At 38.5% G+C, this 18,075-nt stretch carries 14 protein-coding genes and 2 pseudogenes; 13 read left to right on the forward strand and 3 right to left on the reverse strand.

What is annotated here, in order from left to right; all coding sequences use genetic code 11:
* The first annotated feature begins 241 nt into the window (after window positions 1–241).
* From MKY16_RS08045 to MKY16_RS08065, 5 genes and pseudogenes are all read left to right on the forward strand, one after another.
* Window positions 242–1,585 (forward strand): WXG100 family type VII secretion target, encoded by a 1,344-nt coding sequence (locus MKY16_RS08045; protein ID WP_029516566.1) that lies wholly within the window; start codon window positions 242–244, stop codon window positions 1,583–1,585.
* Window positions 1,585–2,073, forward strand: a complete 489-nt coding sequence (locus MKY16_RS08050) for a hypothetical protein (protein WP_029516567.1) — start codon at window positions 1,585–1,587, stop codon at window positions 2,071–2,073. Before MKY16_RS08045 ends, MKY16_RS08050 begins: the two co-directional genes overlap by 1 nt.
* Before the next feature lie 718 nt (window positions 2,074–2,791).
* Entirely contained in the window at window positions 2,792–3,571 is a 780-nt protein-coding gene (locus MKY16_RS08055; protein WP_230584964.1) for a hypothetical protein, read from the forward strand.
* Between the two features lie 149 nt (window positions 3,572–3,720).
* Entirely contained in the window at window positions 3,721–3,885 is a 165-nt protein-coding gene (locus MKY16_RS08060; protein WP_155271686.1) for a hypothetical protein, read from the forward strand.
* 345 nt (window positions 3,886–4,230) lie between these two features.
* Window positions 4,231–4,350, forward strand: a pseudogene (locus MKY16_RS08065) (DUF1805 domain-containing protein); the annotation flags it as partial.
* 265 nt (window positions 4,351–4,615) lie between these two features.
* Here MKY16_RS08065 and MKY16_RS08070 read toward each other — a convergent pair.
* The 3 genes from MKY16_RS08070 to MKY16_RS08080 form a co-directional block, all read right to left on the reverse strand.
* The gene (locus MKY16_RS08070; protein ID WP_230584966.1) at window positions 4,616–4,855 is read right to left on the reverse strand and encodes a DUF3139 domain-containing protein; all 240 of its coding nucleotides are present in this window, start codon (window positions 4,853–4,855) and stop codon (window positions 4,616–4,618) included.
* Window positions 4,856–5,445: 590 nt separating this feature from the next.
* Entirely contained in the window at window positions 5,446–6,690 is a 1,245-nt protein-coding gene (locus tag MKY16_RS08075; RefSeq protein WP_340954959.1) for a hypothetical protein, read from the reverse strand.
* 614 nt (window positions 6,691–7,304) lie between these two features.
* Window positions 7,305–9,581, reverse strand: coding sequence for a preprotein translocase subunit SecA (locus MKY16_RS08080; RefSeq protein WP_340954961.1), 2,277 nt, complete (start codon window positions 9,579–9,581; stop codon window positions 7,305–7,307).
* A 436-nt stretch (window positions 9,582–10,017) separates the two neighbouring features.
* Between MKY16_RS08080 and MKY16_RS08085 the strand changes: the two genes are divergently transcribed.
* The 8 genes and pseudogenes from MKY16_RS08085 to MKY16_RS08120 all read left to right on the forward strand — a co-directional run bounded on the left by MKY16_RS08085 (window position 10,018) and on the right by MKY16_RS08120 (window position 18,050).
* The gene (locus MKY16_RS08085; RefSeq protein WP_230584987.1) at window positions 10,018–10,335 is read left to right on the forward strand and encodes a DUF3102 domain-containing protein; all 318 of its coding nucleotides are present in this window, start codon (window positions 10,018–10,020) and stop codon (window positions 10,333–10,335) included.
* 1,015 nt (window positions 10,336–11,350) lie between these two features.
* A complete protein-coding gene (locus MKY16_RS08090; RefSeq protein WP_340954963.1) occupies window positions 11,351–12,082 on the forward strand; it encodes a YiiX/YebB-like N1pC/P60 family cysteine hydrolase in 732 nt (243 codons plus the stop codon).
* Between the two features lie 65 nt (window positions 12,083–12,147).
* Window positions 12,148–13,320: a YncE family protein gene (locus MKY16_RS08095; protein ID WP_340931807.1), complete on the forward strand. Its 1,173-nt coding sequence runs from the start codon at window positions 12,148–12,150 to the stop codon at window positions 13,318–13,320.
* A gap of 18 nt (window positions 13,321–13,338) precedes the next feature.
* Window positions 13,339–13,617, forward strand: a complete 279-nt coding sequence (locus MKY16_RS08100) for a hypothetical protein (protein ID WP_029516574.1) — start codon at window positions 13,339–13,341, stop codon at window positions 13,615–13,617.
* A gap of 200 nt (window positions 13,618–13,817) precedes the next feature.
* Window positions 13,818–14,150 (forward strand): hypothetical protein, encoded by a 333-nt coding sequence (locus MKY16_RS08105; protein ID WP_209949842.1) that lies wholly within the window; start codon window positions 13,818–13,820, stop codon window positions 14,148–14,150.
* 178 nt (window positions 14,151–14,328) lie between these two features.
* A pseudogene (locus MKY16_RS08110) lies at window positions 14,329–14,945 on the forward strand (recombinase family protein).
* A gap of 539 nt (window positions 14,946–15,484) precedes the next feature.
* Window positions 15,485–16,900: a tetratricopeptide repeat protein gene (locus MKY16_RS08115; RefSeq protein WP_209949841.1), complete on the forward strand. Its 1,416-nt coding sequence runs from the start codon at window positions 15,485–15,487 to the stop codon at window positions 16,898–16,900.
* Between the two features lie 550 nt (window positions 16,901–17,450).
* Window positions 17,451–18,050 carry a C39 family peptidase gene (locus tag MKY16_RS08120; RefSeq protein ID WP_029516577.1) on the forward strand — a complete coding sequence of 200 codons (600 nt, stop codon included), beginning with the start codon at window positions 17,451–17,453 and terminating at the stop codon, window positions 18,048–18,050.
* Window positions 18,051–18,075: the final 25 nt, after the last annotated feature.

The raw sequence follows: 18,075 nt of genomic DNA on the forward strand, positions 1-18,075 counted from the left end.
AAATCAAAAAAAGTAATAATGATATAATCAATACTTGATCACTATCATATGGATAGAACAGCTAAAACTGACTTAGGCATCATCTAACAGCGTTATACACTACTTTAGACATAATAAATCTGTTTATTTCAGTTCAAATGTCACATGGATTAAAAGGAAATAACAGGATAGCAGATGGATTTCCCTAAATCACCCCTTCTGATAAGATTATTTCCATCAAAATTAAAGTGGGCGTGGTAGAATGGGGAGAATATTAGTTCCACCTGACAAATTGATGGAAGTGGCTGATCAGTTCTTACACAGAAAGCATGAAATGGAACGTATGCTGAATTTTTTGAGTGGACGAATTGATTTTGTCCAACAAGGCTGGTCTGGGGCTACCCAAGAGAGATTTTTTCAGGAGTTTCAGGTTTCTCGACAATCCATGAGTGTGACGATTGAACGACTATCGACAGTAGCACAAGAACTTATTTTTATTTCAAAAAACTTTGCAAAGGTGGACGGGGAAAAAATCGTACTGGATGTGCCGTGGCTCGGAGCCCCTGTTAAAAAAGCATCCACAGGTGAAGGTTGGTTACATAAAATTTTTGAACAGATTGGACAAGCTGAGATCACTAAGGCTGAGGCTCAAATGGAAGCTAGCAAACTTCAAGGAGAAATCCTTTGGGATACTGCACAGGGAGCAAAAGGAGCTATTCAGGGGAATTTGACAGTGGGGATATGGCCTGATAAAGAACGGAATTATGATCATCCCATGGCAGCTAAAGTAGGAGAAATTCTCGGAAATGTAGCTACAACATTGCAAGGGGCAGGTGAGGTAGTAGCTGGAATAGGTGGAGAAGGATTATCCGTTGCTGTTTCATCTACAGGTGTAGGGAGTATCATTGGGGTACCCGGATTAATTGGATCGGCAGCTTTGGCGGCGCATGGAGCTACAACTGCGGTTAAAAGTGCAAAAGGAGCAGGGGAAAGCTCAGCAGAATTGTGGCAGATGGCGAAAGGAGAAGGTGGAGGCTCATCAAAATCCACTCCTTCTTCGGGAGCTAAGGCAGAAAAGGCACCGCATGTCGTCGAGGGAACCCACAATTACAATAGGGGTAGCATAATTAAGGAAGGAAATAAGACGAAATATACAAACCCTGCTGGCAATGAACTGACATGGGTTGATCAACATCCCAAAAATATTAACCGTGATATTGAAAACTTTATGAATAGCTCAGATGTAGGAAAGGCAACTGAAGCAAAAGTAGCTGGCTTTTTAAAAGAAGAACGTGAAGTCACTGGTTTTGGGCAAAAAATATTAAAGAAAGATGGTCAATTTGCAGGTGATTTAGATGTGGTTACAAAAAATGAATTAATTGAGGTAAAGGCTTCGATCAAAGCAGTTAAAGAAGGACAACTTGAGAAAATGACAATTACTACTGATAAGCTTTATTTTAATCCAGAACAGAAGAAAGTTATACTTTATATTGATAAGCCTTTGGGCAATCTATCTCAAAGTAATATAGAAAAATTAGATAATATCAAGAAGCTAGGAGTAACTGTTGTAAATTCCTTGGAGGAATTAAGAAAGGTGGTTAAGTGATGGGGAGTTCGGCTTTTATTTTAATAGAACGAGAAAAATATACACCTGAGAAATTACTAGGAGATGCAATCGTAGCTGCCTTTCATGCAGATGCTGGATTATATTTTGACAATGATAAAAAATATAAGAACGAACAGTTTTTTTCAACAACTCTAAATATATCTTATAACCCACTAGGTGCTGAAAATAACCAGCAGTTTATATTCTATATTGATGGAATTTATAATTACGAAATTAATTATGAGCATGATGAGGATATTAGTGGATTAGATTCAAGCTTGTCCTTGTATCAAGTAGGATGTATTGAAGATGTTTATGGTGTTGAAGAGCTGATTTTTCGATTTATATATGAATATCTCAAGCTAAATCCTACTGACTATTTTTGGATTCCTGATTACGATTGGGTCTACAGTTGGGAAGATATGCAGAAGTTCAGATCTCTGCCCTATGATCCAAACTGGTGCTATAAAAATCCTAAATCAATATAATTCACAACGATTAATGAATATCTATAAGCTTGCTCCTTTAACAATAAAATGGGAGCAAGCTTTTTTCATAGTAATTTATCTGAAAAAGAAGATAATTTGCATGCACCTAAGAATTAAGAGGTGGGTTTAAACAGGAGAGTCTCCAATCAGGCTACTAACTTAGCGATATGGGTAAAGTATACGGAAGGTGCGTGAATGTTATGAAGTATGATACATTCTTAAAATTATGGGAAGAACAAAATAGTCTAATGAGACTATTGTTCTGTGAAAATAAAGTGTTAGACTGAAAAACAAAGCATTAGACCGTGAAAAATAAAGTTGTAGACTGGCAGCCGGCATTAGCCAACGGGCAGGATAACGCAACCATCAGATGGACTTATGGTTCTCATTTGATACAATTTATCCCAGAAGTATCTTCGAGGGTTAATGAAAAGCAGCGGTGATGAACTAATAGGAGACCAACACAAAAAAAGTGGTAGTTTATGGATATGCAATAGTCTACTATAGGATCTTATTCTCGGTTCGTCTGAACCGATTGTAACGGTGATTCATGAAGTGCCTGGAGAGATGGAAATAAAAGTGTTGTCTGACAATGGACAGAGCGGGATTGGAAGAGCGGAAGTGAAGTGGCAAAGCCCGTAAGCGTAGGTCACAGCTCATAATACGAACGGAGAACTATAGCTTAACCAAGAAATTACTGGAAAATGCGGAGGGTAATTTGGATCGTAATTCGCTGGAATCGAGTGGAGATTCACTTCGCAGACAACTGGTGGCACTACGCGCCGAATGGAACTTGGTACTAAAAGGAGGGGCAGGACACATGCAAGAAGAACAGGAAATATTCGCGGGCGACGGATATAACAGGTCGTACGCAATGGCTACGGGTATGCCGATTTTGAATCTTAGGGGTAGCATACCGCGTGAAAGTAACGGCCAACTACCGTTTCCGTGGGTGACAACGGGCATCAGGATTGATAAAGAACAGATGTTGGAAACCGTTATGAAGCAAAAGACACTCGAGTATTTGTTTAATATGCAATTCAGTAAGGAGGAAATGACCGACCGCAATTTGGTTGTAGGCTGTTATGAATACAGGAATCCGAATGACAAGGAACAAATAATGCTATATGCGCTGGTTTCGTTGAAGGAATTTCTCGCGAGATACGGCGATGAACGGGCATTGGAGATTCTGATGCGAGTTGGCTGCACATACGAGAAGATTATGGAGGAATGTGATGAAGCCATTAAAGAACACTTTGCAGTGTTGCGCCGGTCACTTCATTTAAAGAATTTGAGGGACAAATATGATGTCGTTTACGAGTGGAGTGAAGAGGAAGGGGTAAAGACGTACATAATCAGATACACCAAATCGAGTTATACGAAGATTAAAGCTAAATCATTCGAAGAGTTGACCAAACTCTATGATGAGCAACGGAAGAAGGATGCAAAGAAGACGTTCGCGACTCTGGAGCCGTTAGAAGCATTCATGCAAGCATAAGAAAACCGCCCCTTTACGGGGTGGTTATTCAACATTTCATTGAACGAAGATTCGAGGAATATCCAGCGATAGAGAGGATTCTCGACAGTCGCATCGGAAAGTGCTGACCCGTACGCCAGATATGGTCGAATGGGGACTGATGGAAGACGTTGATCCAGCCGATTATTTCGGCAAAACCAATAGAGGTAGAACGATTTAAGGCGATTGGAAGCCTAGCGATTCAGGGAGAATTTATCGCCTCGGTGTTTCTTACTGACGGTAAGCCGATCGGCAGCACCGAAACGGTTGTAGATATATCGCATGAAATAATTTAGCACCACTTGTTACGCTAACAGAGAACGTTAGTTCAATAAACCAGCGGCAGTCTAGGACTTTATTTTCAGGTCCTTGACTGCCGCTGGTTTTATATTTGGGTCAGTCTAAAACTTATTATTCCAAGTCTGACGATTTAGCAATTCAGAATCAGCTTAGGACCAACAAATCCAGTCTAAATCTTTATTTTCATCGGACAACTATTAGAGAGGAGGGATTTAAGAATCGGAAAATTTTTTATCATGGATTTGATAAGAAGTATTTTCGGTTATTTTCATTGTGGGCTGGGACTTGCAAAAATATTGGAGGCTTATAGCATAAACAAAGAGGAGGTGCATGAAATCACCATGATACACATGGAACCTATTCAAGTGGGTGAGCATACATTTATCGGAGTCGAGGTCAAACTGCCTAAAACAACGCTGTTAACGATCTCTAACTCCCGTGGTTACATCATGTGTGGTGCGTCTAAGATGCGGCTATTTCAGGGGATATAAAATTTTCTTTATTTAAGCCTTAAAGTCAAGCAGGACAAGCTTTCATAGCAGTTTTCAATTTACTGATCTTTACTGATTCATTCTATTGAAATCTTATAAATGACTGAATTTTGTGACCTCTTGGAGGAGGACAAGCATGTGACTGTGCATTGCATTTCCGTTATAATCCTTCAAAGAATAATTATACGCCCCATCATCTACTCCTTTAATGGGGGCTTAGCTACGCTGAATAATTTTATCTTGCTCTTTTAAAATACCTTGCATTGGTTTCGTCCTTAAAAATAACTTGTGTACTAACTAAGGGAGCTTTACCTATTTGAGTTTTAACTGAATAAATTTCAGATGGTTTGTATCCTTGAATTTTTACAAGATAATCGAATACTTTATTTTGAGTATCACTTTTAGCGTAACTACTAAGCATCCAAACGCTTGCGAATATCATTACTATAAAGATTGCTATTCCATATTTTCTCATAACTATCTCCTTTGTTGGAGCAAGCTAAAGTGGCGCTACCAATGACGTAATATTTGCTTCGAACCGTTACTTAAGAAAAGGAGCCGTTGCGATTTGGACAGCTTCTTTTGCTTTGGAGTTATTCAAAGAATCTACTTATTTCCTCTTATACACAAAAAAGTAATTGTATACACTACTCCAGCAAAGAGGCTTAGTAGAAACGAGGTTGATAATGTTCTAAAAATAAAAGTAGAAGTGGGTACCGTATAAAATTCAAACATACCGTTGATCGGAGTACTCGTTGTTGTTGGCCCTTTAATAAAGGAATAGTATATTCCTACAATAAAACCGTAAGACAAATACTTAATTAGATTTTTTTCAAATTTACTCATTTGTGAGCCTCCAATAATGTTTTTGGAAAAGTAGAATTCTTGTACTATGAAGCCATTCAAATTAGTATAGGAAAAGCCTAGTATTAAAAAAAGTCTTTGTTAAGCTAACGGGAAACGTTAGTTGAAATCTGTTCATTGAGAGGAATGTTACATGAATGAAAAACAAAGTTTGAAGATTATTGTTACCATTTAGCTGGTATTAGATCTGGAAGAGAAGAATTATGGGTTTTTCTTGGTTTTAGGCAACACTTCGACTGCTATCTCAGCCCATTTGACAGAGCCGTACGGTGAACTACCTCCCACAAATACATCTGGACTTAGAATATTGACCAGATAAGTGCCAGGTTTTTGAATAACGACAGAACCGCTAAAGAATTTATCCTGTTTGAGGGGGATAACGGTCTTTTTTTCAACTTCAACAAAATCACCGTTCTGAAATGCTGCCACTCCAAAAGAAACTTCATTGCTTTCCAGATACGTAGCTGTCACGACTCCAGCAATTGCTATTGGGTCTCCAGCCTGTACACGGAGGTACCCCTGTGTCGGCTTGGTGAAGCGGATGTCATGCTCGTTCTCGGGATGGTTGTATCTAATAGGGACGGAGGACGGGTTTAATACTTTGCGATGCACCATAATCTTAACAGATCCTTTATCATTAGTGGTAATTTCCAACGGATTTGGACCGGGACGAAGCTCAACTGAATATTCAATCCGCCGAAATGTTTGCCCATTTATTATAATCGGCTTTCCAATGCTTTTTTCTTTTCTCTTAAACGTGCTAATGCTACCTCCAATGGAACTTGTCATGCCACCGTGCCCTGTATTTACCATAAGATAAGCATGCCCGAACTCTTTTTGTACTAATGCACTAAAAGTGATTTTTTCCTTATCCGTTGTATACGTTGGATGAAGCGCTTTAACTACTTTGTCGTTCCAGACCCAGTGCATGACTCCATTACTCCATGTATAATTTATTCCCATCTTAGGCAGAAGTGACGCTGGAATATACAATTGATCGTTTTTCATAAACGTTTTAGGGATTGGCTCATCCAGCGCTGTCATGGTTCCGTCTTCGTATCTGAAAATCTTTGCTTGGTTAGGCATCAACCGAAATGAGGAAAAAGGTACCGAGTTCTCAGTGTCAAACTCCGCCCACGTGCTGCCTGTCTTTGCATCCCACTTGGTGGTTGCCAAGTGAGCTGTTTCCAGCCATTTGAACGGGAAATACAAGTGATTATTTTTCTTCAGCAGGGGAGCGGTCTTTATGGAGACGGAATCCAGCGATAAAGAAGATTTGTTTAATTCGGCAGTCAGTTGGTGCGGAACCAGATAGAACACAGCCGCATCCTCTACTACAACGGGAAGATTGGAATTTGAATTCTCCGCATAACTCAGAGGCGCTAGAAGCAGGCCAGAAATAAGAAGGCAGGAAGATACAAGTAGAGAAACAAAAATTCGTCTCATTGAATAAACACCCAGTTTCATTTTTTTATCATATATACCAGAAAAACGAAAAAAAGTTGCGTATATATAGTCTTTTACTCTGACCATTAGCCTTTTTGAATAACTTAGTTCTTTCATTCAACTGCTTTCTTATTTTGTTTTATGACAAGCTTTATGATACTTCGACACGACTTTTACTATAAGATAAAAAAGACTAATTTACTTTGGAGGTGTCTTTTTGGAGTTATTTCTATTTATACTTAACATTTTAGTTATCCTCCTTTCTATTGCTGGCGGAGTGCTTTTAATTGGATTAGTGTACAGAGGATATGTACTGCTAGGTTTACTTATTGCTGAGAAAAAGAGAAGAATAACGGATCAATCTCAAAATCAGGCTTGACTATTAGCCCAACATCCGATGGCGGTTACATTCTATAGAATGGCTGCGCTATAGCGGATACGCTTGTTGCCATTGGCATATAAATCCCTCCTCAAAATGAGTGCAAAAAAGCCGCCATAGCTTTGGCGGCCGTGATTGGTAGGTATGTTTATACCGATTATAAAATTGAGGAATCCAAGCGGACGTCCGAAGTCAACACGGAGTCAATGCTCATCCTCGAAAAAGCTACGCTGCATCAAAACTTTGACAGTTTGAATATAGGCCTCAAAATCTTGCGAATCCCAAAAGCAAATACAGTCATAGCGGTCCATGAGCTGCGCATATTCTGGATGTATTGATCGTTGATTATATAAGTCCGAGTGGAAGTAGGGCTCTTCAGACCGAACTCTTCCCACTCCGCCGGATCATTCGAACCTCCGAGCCTTACAAGCATATTCGCCGACTCGCTATTTACTTTAGCTGGAATTTGTTCGTATGCTTGGGTGATTTGTGCATGAAATTCGTCGATCGGATTGCCGCTGACAAGGCTTTCCAAGTGGATGCCTTCACGAAGGTAAGAAACGTATGCTAGATGGTCGGCCCAGAACTTGTCGATATAAAAAAGCCGTACGCGTTGCTCCAAAGGACTCATCAGCTTCTTGCCTTTTAAAATTGCGAGCCGCTCCTCGTATAGAATTCGCCTCTGATCCTCCACCATATCCGAATAACAGTTCAGTTCCTGCTGGATATCGAAGTTTTGGCCCATAATAACACGTTGAATATGCGCGATTTTGCTGTGTAGCGCCGGGTCTTCGAGAGCCTCATCCTGCCTGTGGGCGCGAATCGCTTTATGGATGCCGAACCGAAGTAACAACTCGTCCTCCAAGCTTACGAAAAATACGGAAGCTCCAGGGTCGCCTTGGCGGCCAGAACGCCCGCGCAGTTGGTCGTCGATCCGCACGCTTTCGTTTACATGCGTACCAATCACGTATAACCCTCCCAGCTTGGCGACAACTTCTGCTTGCGTAGGGTTGCCACCGCCGAGCCGAATGTCGACGCCGCGTCCCGCCATATTCGTAGACACCGTCACGGCGCCGATTTCTCCCGCTTTGGCAATGACCTCGGCTTCTTCTGCGTCGTTTTTCGCATTCAGGATATGGCAAGGTACGTCGGCAACCGCTAGCGCCTTTGCCAGCATGTCCGACTCCTCCACGCTTGACGTACCAATGAGAATTGGGCGTCCCGTCGCATGTACGGACGAGATTTCTTGTACAAGCGCCTTAAGCTTGGCTTCTTTATGTGTATAAATTCGGTGCGGATGGTCGATCCGTATGTTTGGCCGGTTCGGCGGAATTTGCACGACCTGCAGTGCATAAATCTCTTTGAATTCCATGGCGGAAGCGTACGCGGTAGCCGTCATTCCGCAAATTTTTGGATACAGGCTAATGAAGTGTTGAAGGGTGATCGTCCCGAGAATTTTCCCGCCGACTTTCGAGTGCAGCCCTTCTTTGGCTGCAAGCGCGGCTTGCAGTCCTTCTGGCAAATGCCTATTCTCCGCCACGCGGCCGGTATATTCGTCGATCAGCTCGATTTTCCCGTCCCGGACGATGTAATCGACGTCTTTTTTCAATAACGTTTCCGCATACAACGCGCAATTTAACGACGACAACAAATGACTATTATGGCTTTCGTACAAATTGCCGCACCCCAGCAGCGCCTCCGCTTTCGCAGCGCCCGCCTCATTCAAATAAACGTTCCGCTTGAACTCGTCGAAGTCGTAATACTTATCTTGCTCGAGCTGCCTAGTCACATCTGCGAAACGAATTACGTCGTTGCCGGAAGAATCCGGCTCGCCAGCGATGACTAGCGGCACCCGAGCTTCGTCGAGAAGCAGTGAATCCGCTTCGTCGACGATGACGTAGTGGAAAGGACGATGCACGGTATCGGCTTCGCTTAGTGTGATCGTGTCGCGCAAATAATCGAATCCCGCTTCTTTGGCCGTCACATAGGTTATATCCGCGGCGTACGCTTCTCGTTTCTCGGACAAGCTCATGCCCGCTTGAACCGATTTTACCGTTAACCCGAGGAAACGATAGATCGGACCCATCCACTCCGCATCCCGATTTGCCAAATAATCGTTAAAAGTGAGCACATGAACGCCTTCGCCGGTCAGCGCATTTAGATAAGCAGGCATAACAGCAGAGAGCGTTTTTCCTTCGCCGGTATGTTGCTCGATCACAAATCTCTCGTGCAGAGCGATGGCAGCCATAATCTGAACATCGTAAGGCTGTAATCCGAGCTTTCGCTTCGCTGCCTCGCAGACTAGCGCATAGGCATCGACAAGCAGTTCGTCCAAAGGCGTACCCGATTCTGCTTCCTTTTTCAGCCGGAGAGATTCCGCTTTCAGCCGCTGATCGTCCCATGCTTCCAAATTCCGTTTCCTAATGAGCTCCGCTTTGTCCCGATAGCCTTTCAGCTTATTCTGAGTATCGCGGTCTTTGAATTTTTGCATCAACTTGACGGCTAAATTCATTGGAATTTGATCCCTCCTCGCTAGAAACACGCAATTCTAATAGTGGCTAAAGTATAATCAAACTCTATAACAATAGCAAAGTTTGGAATAAAAAAAATATATGGAAATGTCAAGGGTCAGCTTGATAGTTGGGTATTCAACTAAAGCCTATGAAAAAGAAAACTATTTTTATCATTATCGGAGTCGTTTTAGCAATTTTTATCGTCTTTTTCCTTTTTAACTTATGGGCGATTAATAATCTGCATGTTCCTGCTCAATAACTACAATGTGTCCAAAGATATTAAGCCTTCCTTTATTGGGAAGGCTTTTTGTATTATTAAAGTGGAAGCGTGGTTAACATAATGATTACATTTAAAATAGGAGGCTTAATCGCAATTCACGAGAAACAAATAGCTGGACAGTCGCTATTTGAGATTGGGCACGACAATTGAAGCATGTGAAAGAGAATGACTTAGTTCATGGTGAGTGGGAGAAGTGGCTAAAGACAGTCGATTTTACTCCCAGAACAGCACAAAGAATGATTAAAGCATTTGAACAATTCGGAAATGCGACGACGTCGTCGCTTTTGGCAAACAGTAAAATATTTGAAATGCTATCTTTGCCTGAATCTGTAGACCGCTTAGAGTTTATTGATCAGGAACACACCATCCCCTCAACTGGTGAACAGAAAACAGTGGATGAAATGACTGTGCGTGAGCTGCGGTATGATTCAACGCTGAGACAATTTGTCTTAGGCTTCAGCTATTACATATGAGTTGAGTAAGTATGATAGAGTGTTTGAATCGATTTTCTTATTGATAATATCGGAATGACTATTATAACACTCCCACTCCGCGATTCTTGTTACGATTTACGATACGTGTTTGCTGTGTTTAAAATGTAGATAAATAAAGGATTTTCTAATTTTTGATTTCGCACAATTTAATTTATAATAACTTAAAATTCACTTGATGCATCAAGCTTTTTTACACATTATTCCTCGATACCTACGATTGAAACCACGATGTAAAGCAATTCTTCACAAATCCCTTTATTTATCTATGTTTTAGCTATTTTTCGATACGGCAACAATTTAAATATATTCTGGCACAATTTTGAACCACAATGACTCAAAAAACCATATGAAATAAGTGTTTTATGCACATAAGATCAATTTTTACGATTGAGCTTCGATACGGGTGTAGTTACAGACTATCTCTACAGTGCCTCCAAAATTGGTGATACCCTCATATGGTTGACACAGCGTCAACTTCCTATCCACTTTACTGAGAACATCAAAATATTACTTTCAAACTATGATTACAAATAGCTTAAAAAATGTTGATCAATTTTACTTTTATTGAATCTATGTATATAATTTGAATATATTGGATAGGAATTTTTATCCAGTAGCTTAGAATATACATTTTTAATCAAAATTAGAGATTATAGCACATGTATAGATCGCCCAAATCTATATTTACTGGTACATACTTTTTTACATAAATCTCTGTTTAAAAAAATTGATTGTTATTGGACGGTTATCCTGCCGGACATAAACAATATATTCGCAATTGCTACTTCTTACTTAGAAGGTGATTGCGTAAGCTCGTATTTCTATTTGACTTATGGAGCTAACTAACTAAATTTAACATACATCATCCTCCAAAAAATAGACATACGAGACTTTGTTATATGGAGGGACAAAAAATGAAGTATGGATAAACATGTAGACAAACTTTGAACAAGTACTCTCTTATATCAATTAAATCCCATTTGGAGGTATAATCATGAAAAATGTTCTTAGTTTGGCTTTTTCCGCTAGTCTTGCTCTAAGTATCCTTCTTCTTCCCAGTGCAAACATTTATGCCGCCGATGAAATATCGCCTTCTTTCAGTATTAATGACAATTCTTATCAGAAAATGAAAGATGCTGGAATGAGTGATAATGATATTGAGTTACTCCGTAAACATAATGAAAATGATCTTCAGATCCTAAAAAGCGGGGAATTGGAAGAGAAGGCATTGAATGACCAAAAAACTAGCCAATCGCTCACTGATAGCTCGGAGAATCCTAGGCTAGCAGCATCAAGTTTAGGAACAGTCGGTGATATTTTGGTTGCCTATAACGCAAGTTCGTGGGGTATTGATTTCGGATATCCAGGACATGCTGCTATTGTTTCCTTACTAAGTGGTAAAACAGTAGAATCGTTCCCAGCTGATGGAGTTCAATATCACACAAATGATTGGAGAGGTCGCTCAAATGTTTATGGAATGAGCGTTAAAGGGGCTTCGGGTTCCCAATATAGGGCAGCTGCACAATATGCAGCTAATCAAATTGGAAAACCCTATAACTGGAATTTTGTTAATCCATGGACAGAAGCTAAATTTTATTGTTCACAATTGGTGTGGAAGGCTTGGAAAACTCAGGGGATTGATGTTGATTATATAACAATTGATCCTATTGTTACCCCAATGGAAATAGCTAAATCCGGTAATACTTCAATTTACTATAGTAACTAACAAACCTAATCACTCACAGGAATATATATTTTTTCCTGTGAGTGATTTCACTAAGGGGGGACATTATGCTCTTTAAAAAAAGAATAAGAATTATTTTTGCAACTTTATTTTTACTTGGATTGGCAGTTTCAACGTTTTGGTTTACTACAACACATCATTCATTGAAAAATATAACAAAATCCGAGACATTTACTGTTGTTTATTCAAATGCAATGGATGACGGTGCAGAAATTGTGAAATACAGTAATAAAGGCGAGATTTTAGACAAAAAAAACTTAGTTAATGCCCAGTCACTTTATTATTTTGCCAAAGTAAAGAATGACTATTATTTAATGTCTGAACGAAAAAATAGACATTACATACTTAATCAAAATGGAATTCTTCAACCATTTTTTGGACCTAATAAATATGGAAAAGATAGGAATATCGGAACTTCATTTTTGAAAGAAAGCGACAATCATCTATTTTTCTCCATGAACGTGGGTATTAATCCGAGTTATTCTCCCACACAGTACACCAATGAATTGGTTTATTTCGATAAAAAAAATTTGAAATATAGAAATATTCTTTTGAATGGATATTTATTATCAACCGTTGAATACAATAATATGGCATACACTTTATATGTGAACAATAATGATAATTCTGTAGGTATTTATGTCATTGATTTAAAAACATCAAAGAAGATCAAACAATTCACTATAGAAAATCGTTTACATGGTTTAAAAGAATACTTTCCGGTAGGCCAAAATGGAGCATCACTACAAATATTTAAAGGCAAGCTTATTGTATTTCTTGATGGCAATACATCTGATACACAATTTCATCCTATAATGCAGATAATTGACCCTAAAAATGGTAAGTTGGAAAATGAAACATCTTTGTCAGATACTTCATTTTTGTTTTATGACAGCCAAATTTACAACGATAAATTATATATTCTCTCTGAAGACTTAAATTATACTATTTTCAATGACCTCAACAAAAAGCCTAAAAAGTTGAGATTAAAACAAAGCAATTCCGTCTCCGAAAAAATACAAAATGAGAAAGGAGTAATATCTGGAGTACAGTATTTTGCAGGATCTGTTTTTGTCCTATATGATTATGTCAAAAATTCTCCTGTTGATAGAATAAGGGAAATAAGAGAATATGACTTATTGACAGGCAAAGAATTACATGTCATTCCTCTAGCATTTAAATCAAACAAGGAAATGATTCGTTTTTTTCTGACTAATTAACTTTAAGGAGTGATTATTATGATTTACTGGTTATTTCCAAAACTTAATCCCCTCTTCCCTACTTTTATATTTTGCCCCATTCTGGCAATCTTGATCGGAGTATGTTTCGCCTATTTCAAAGGAAACATCTACTTAGGATTAATACTAGCCTTGCTACTGCCTCTTATATTTATTGCCACCAATTTAGAAACCATTGCAGTTAATATAGATGCTTGGCTTCTATATGGTTTTATCTACGCAATTATTACGTTTGTGGCTTATAAGATGGCGTTTTCACAGTTAGGAAAATCGAGTTAATTTTTTTACACTATTATCAATAGTCACCACGATCAAATTTTCGCACACTAACTTAGGTATAACAGGCGACGATGCATCTTTTGAGTTCAATCCAGTTTATTTGCTAATTGGAAATCATTCCGGAAATGATGGGTCTGGTTACCCGATTAAAATTTCTGAGAATGGATATGCAAATTAATTAATGAAGGGTTAGGGAAGAAGTGAAGGCTAAATTGAAATTTTTGGGGTTGGCTGCCCTTACTGTTACGTTTGCTGTAGTTATTGGTAATAATGTTTTTGCTAGTGACGATACTTCTGAAGAAATGAAGGGCGTTACAAAAGCAATAGTCCCTGACAGTGTATTAGAAGAACTTAATCATCCTGATAAAATTTATACTAAAGATGGGTTATTTATAAAAAAACCGCAATCTCTCCATGATGAAGATAAGTTCAGTCAAGATGAAGTAGTCTACGACGTTTCAAAGACTACTGATGAAACTAAAGCAATCATTCAATATGACGCTATTTACATCAAGGAAGAAGACAGTAAATAGATTTGTGTACTAAAGTATTTGAAAAGTTAAGTTGTATAATGGAATATCTAGGGCGACTTCGGTTGCCCTTTTTATTATGCTCAATTTAGCCAAGTCTTTTTCCAACACTTTGTCATATAGTATACATTTTGACATACTTTGCTAAATACAATTAATGACATAGTAGAGGATGATCCATATGAGTGAGATTAGACGCTATGGTTACATAAGAGTATCGAGTAAAGATCAGAATGAAGCTAGACAATTAGAATCGATGAAGGACTTAGGTATTATGGAACGTGATTACTTCATTGATAAGCAAAGTGGCAAGAATTTTGACAGACCACAATATCAAACATTAAAGAGCGTACTTAGACACGGAGACATTCTGTTCATTAAGGAACTTGACAGACTTGGACGGAATGCTAAAGAAATCAAACGTGAATGGCAAGATATAACGTATGAGATAGGTGCACACATTGTTATCCTTGTATGCCTATCCTTGACACTAGACAATATCAAAATGGTTTGGAAAAGGTTATATCTAGTATCGTGCTTGAATTACTCAGCTACATGGCAGAACGTGAACGTGAGAAGATAAACGGTAGACAATCTGAAGATATAGCAGCAGCCAAAAATAATGGTGTGGTATTTGGTCGGCCTAAAAAGGCAATAAGTGATGAGTTTATTACAGCATATGAGGAATGGAAGCAAGGTGGAATAACAGCAGTCGAAGCAATGAAGCGCGTAGAAATGAAGCCTAACACGTTCTATCGCAGGGTTAAGGAATATGAGCAACAGAAACAAGTAGGATAAATTGTTCATGTGTATGGAGCCTAGATGATTATGTCTAGGTTTCTTTGTTATGTCTGCTGATCAAATACTAGCAGGTACAATAAAAAGGACGGGGGGTATTTTACATCATAAACGTCTATTTAATTTCCAAAATTGCCCCTAACACATTCACTTTCACACTCAAGTTATTTTTTGACTCGATACCGTCCCTAATATCATTAAGGTTGCTTGTATGCCATACATCCAATCAAGGCTCAATTCATAGATTAAAACACAAGGGAATGCGAACCTGACTATTAATCTGGTACTTTGTATTGGATGAGTTGTGTTCTAATTTTTTAAATAAACTATACATCAACATAAAGACGATATCCTTAATCATGAAATCATACGTAACTATCCCAAAAGGTATCTTGAGTACTATATGAAAGGTATATGATTTTATACCAAAAGATGGTACAATCAAGATCGTTAGAGCATTTTACTACTTGTTTCACAACTACATAATAATTTTTACTATGCATCGTATTGTGAGTCTACATTGAAAGGGTGGTTTATCGATGAAAATTACACCCACGATTAGAGCAGAATTGGAACAATATCTTAAACAAGAAGGCTTAAACCTATCGGAATTTGGACAAATTACAGGGATGAATAGGGGAATAATAAGTAGCATTGTAACAGGTAATAAATCTATGTCTATTAACCAGCTCGATCGTATTACTGAAGCTATGGGCTTACCAGAGGGTCACTTTTATGAATTGTTTATAGAAAATTACATCATTGATCATCCTCCAAATATGAGGCGAATCGAGCCGTTTTTGTATCGCTGTGCGGAGTTGGACAAGTTGGATGCGATCCGTCGAGTAGTGGGAGCCATCATGGACAATCTACTCTATTCACCCAAGCTATTTGAAATAGCGGAAGAATTGTTGTCGCAGGGACGACTAGAAGCGGCATTGATACTTTATGAGGGGGTAGCTGAAGCGGAGAGATATCAACATTCTGAACGCCTGGCAATCTGCCAATATCGTATTTTTAAAATTCAGATTAATGACGATCAAAATCAAAATGTTGGGGCGGCAGCCGTATTTGAAGCTTTTGTCGAAAGACTAGATGAAATAGACCAGCTTGACGCATTGAAGGATTTGGCTAACGTGTACAGATCATTGCGTAAATGGGATAAGGTTGATGAGATGGCGAGGAAAATGAGAGCTAAAGCCGAAATACAATGTACACTGAACCATCAACAGAACAGCCGAGAACAGATCGAATCTAGCGACAAGCTAAGTCGTCCCTTGTTTGTGTACATTGCTTATGCAGACTTGCTCTGTGCTAATGCATGTGAAGAGCAGGGTAATTATGAGCAGGCATTACACTATACATATGCCTACTCCAATTTAGATTGGGTTAGAGAGACCGATGAGGATACCCAGCACTGGATTGGCTTGTTTAAACATTGGTCACAAGCTAACATACTTGCATATAGGCTTTTATCTGGTGATGTGAGTGTGCTTCATGAATATCTAAACTTTATTGATGACTCATCAGATACGATTCAAGAAGATAGGGTAACTCAACTACTTAACATAATGACGGCGGCTAACCGTTATGAGCTTGATTTAAACGATATACTTAAACGATTTGAAACAGAGATTGCGTCTTTATCTCAGCGACCATCATCAGATGATATGTATACCCAGCAAGTAATACCGGAATACTCTGCACTTTGTGGATATGAATTGGCTTATTATTATTTAGATCATGGGATGCACAATGATGGCTTTAATCATTTGTTTTGTGCAATGGTAAAAGCGCATATACTAAATAATGAGACATATTTTATAAATTGTATGGGGTTGTTTGTGCGTTTCAAAGCCCATGCGGTATCTGAAACCAAAACAGAGTTTTACAATCTCATTGAAAAGGTGTGGTTAAACAATGTTGAAAAAAGTGGTAATGTTGATCGTTGTTAGTAGCTTTTTGTTCACCTTAGCTGTACCTATTTATCTGGATAGTCATGATGGAGGATTTCAAGTCTTTGCAACACATGGAGGAGCTTAAATACGAATTGATTTGAAAATTCGTTAAAACTGCACCCCTGAAATAGGTTTAATTACGGAACCCAATAGGCCAACGCAGGGGAACCTCAAAAATTCTATTATAAAATAATGTTCTATTCCAAGACCTACAACTAAAGTAGGTCTTCTTTATGATTTGTTAAAACTTTTTTTTGTGAACTAATCCATTATTAACCAAGACGAGGGTTTGAAGAAGGAGGTGCATTATGAAAAGGGACGACGGTTTACGTCAAAGGATGGGATACCTTCAACGTTGTGCGTAATTAAGGAAGTAGCAGGATACTGTTTTATTAAAATTGTTGATATTTTAACACTTACAGGAAAATGATTAATATAGTGCCGACTTACTATTTTTGCAATAATGTTGAATGAAATGTTATATTATTGTATTTTCTGTATTATTATTATATTGTATTCCAAATAAGAAAAAAGAAAGTGTCATTACATGAAAAAAATAAAAATGACAGCATTTGTGCTTATGGGGGTATTAGCACTTAGTGCTATCGCTCCATTAACATCAGCCCAAGAGATCAATTCAGACAAAATCACACCTAGTTACATAGATTACAAATCTCTTCCTGTGCCTTCGCATAAACAAGAGAAATCTAATTGGTGCTGGGCTGCTACTTCACAGATGGCTATAGAACATTTAGGTGGAAATAAAACTCAATCTCAAATCGTAAAATATATTAAAGGTAGCCTCGTAAATAAGGGAGGCACGGATAAGGAAGTAAAAAGCGCGTTAGCATATGGGGGGTTGAACTCTACAATTGATAAAGAGCCGATACCCTTTGGAACTATTATCTCTCAAATAAAAAGAAATCAACCGCAATTAGCACATATCGTGTGGAAGGACGACTCTGATCTTGGACATATGTATCTAATAAATGGATATTCCGATAATACAAATTTAGGATTTCAAAAAGTATATTACAAAGACCCTGCCGTTGGTGAGAAGATGGATAAAATAGATTACTATGATGGATTTGTTAATAATAGAGATTTTAGTTGGTACAGCACTATAAACGAAATTTATGTTAATTAAAACGAGACTAAGGAGGACTGATAAA

The organism is Paenibacillus sp. FSL L8-0641 (assembly GCF_038006265.1).
Lineage (GTDB): Bacteria > Bacillota > Bacilli > Paenibacillales > Paenibacillaceae > Paenibacillus > Paenibacillus polymyxa_D.

Coding starts and splice junctions, on each gene's coding strand:
- MKY16_RS08120 (WP_029516577.1), top strand. CDS start 17,451: ATGAAAAAAATAAAAATGACAGCATTTGTGCTTATGGGGGTATTAGCA.
- MKY16_RS08045 (WP_029516566.1), top strand. CDS start 242: ATGGGGAGAATATTAGTTCCACCTGACAAATTGATGGAAGTGGCTGAT.
- MKY16_RS08115 (WP_209949841.1), top strand. CDS start 15,485: ATGAAAATTACACCCACGATTAGAGCAGAATTGGAACAATATCTTAAA.
- MKY16_RS08090 (WP_340954963.1), top strand. CDS start 11,351: ATGAAAAATGTTCTTAGTTTGGCTTTTTCCGCTAGTCTTGCTCTAAGT.
- MKY16_RS08070 (WP_230584966.1), bottom strand. CDS start 4,855: ATGAGAAAATATGGAATAGCAATCTTTATAGTAATGATATTCGCAAGC.
- MKY16_RS08100 (WP_029516574.1), top strand. CDS start 13,339: ATGATTTACTGGTTATTTCCAAAACTTAATCCCCTCTTCCCTACTTTT.
- MKY16_RS08075 (WP_340954959.1), bottom strand. CDS start 6,690: ATGAGACGAATTTTTGTTTCTCTACTTGTATCTTCCTGCCTTCTTATT.
- MKY16_RS08095 (WP_340931807.1), top strand. CDS start 12,148: ATGCTCTTTAAAAAAAGAATAAGAATTATTTTTGCAACTTTATTTTTA.
- MKY16_RS08080 (WP_340954961.1), bottom strand. CDS start 9,581: ATGAATTTAGCCGTCAAGTTGATGCAAAAATTCAAAGACCGCGATACT.
- MKY16_RS08050 (WP_029516567.1), top strand. CDS start 1,585: ATGGGGAGTTCGGCTTTTATTTTAATAGAACGAGAAAAATATACACCT.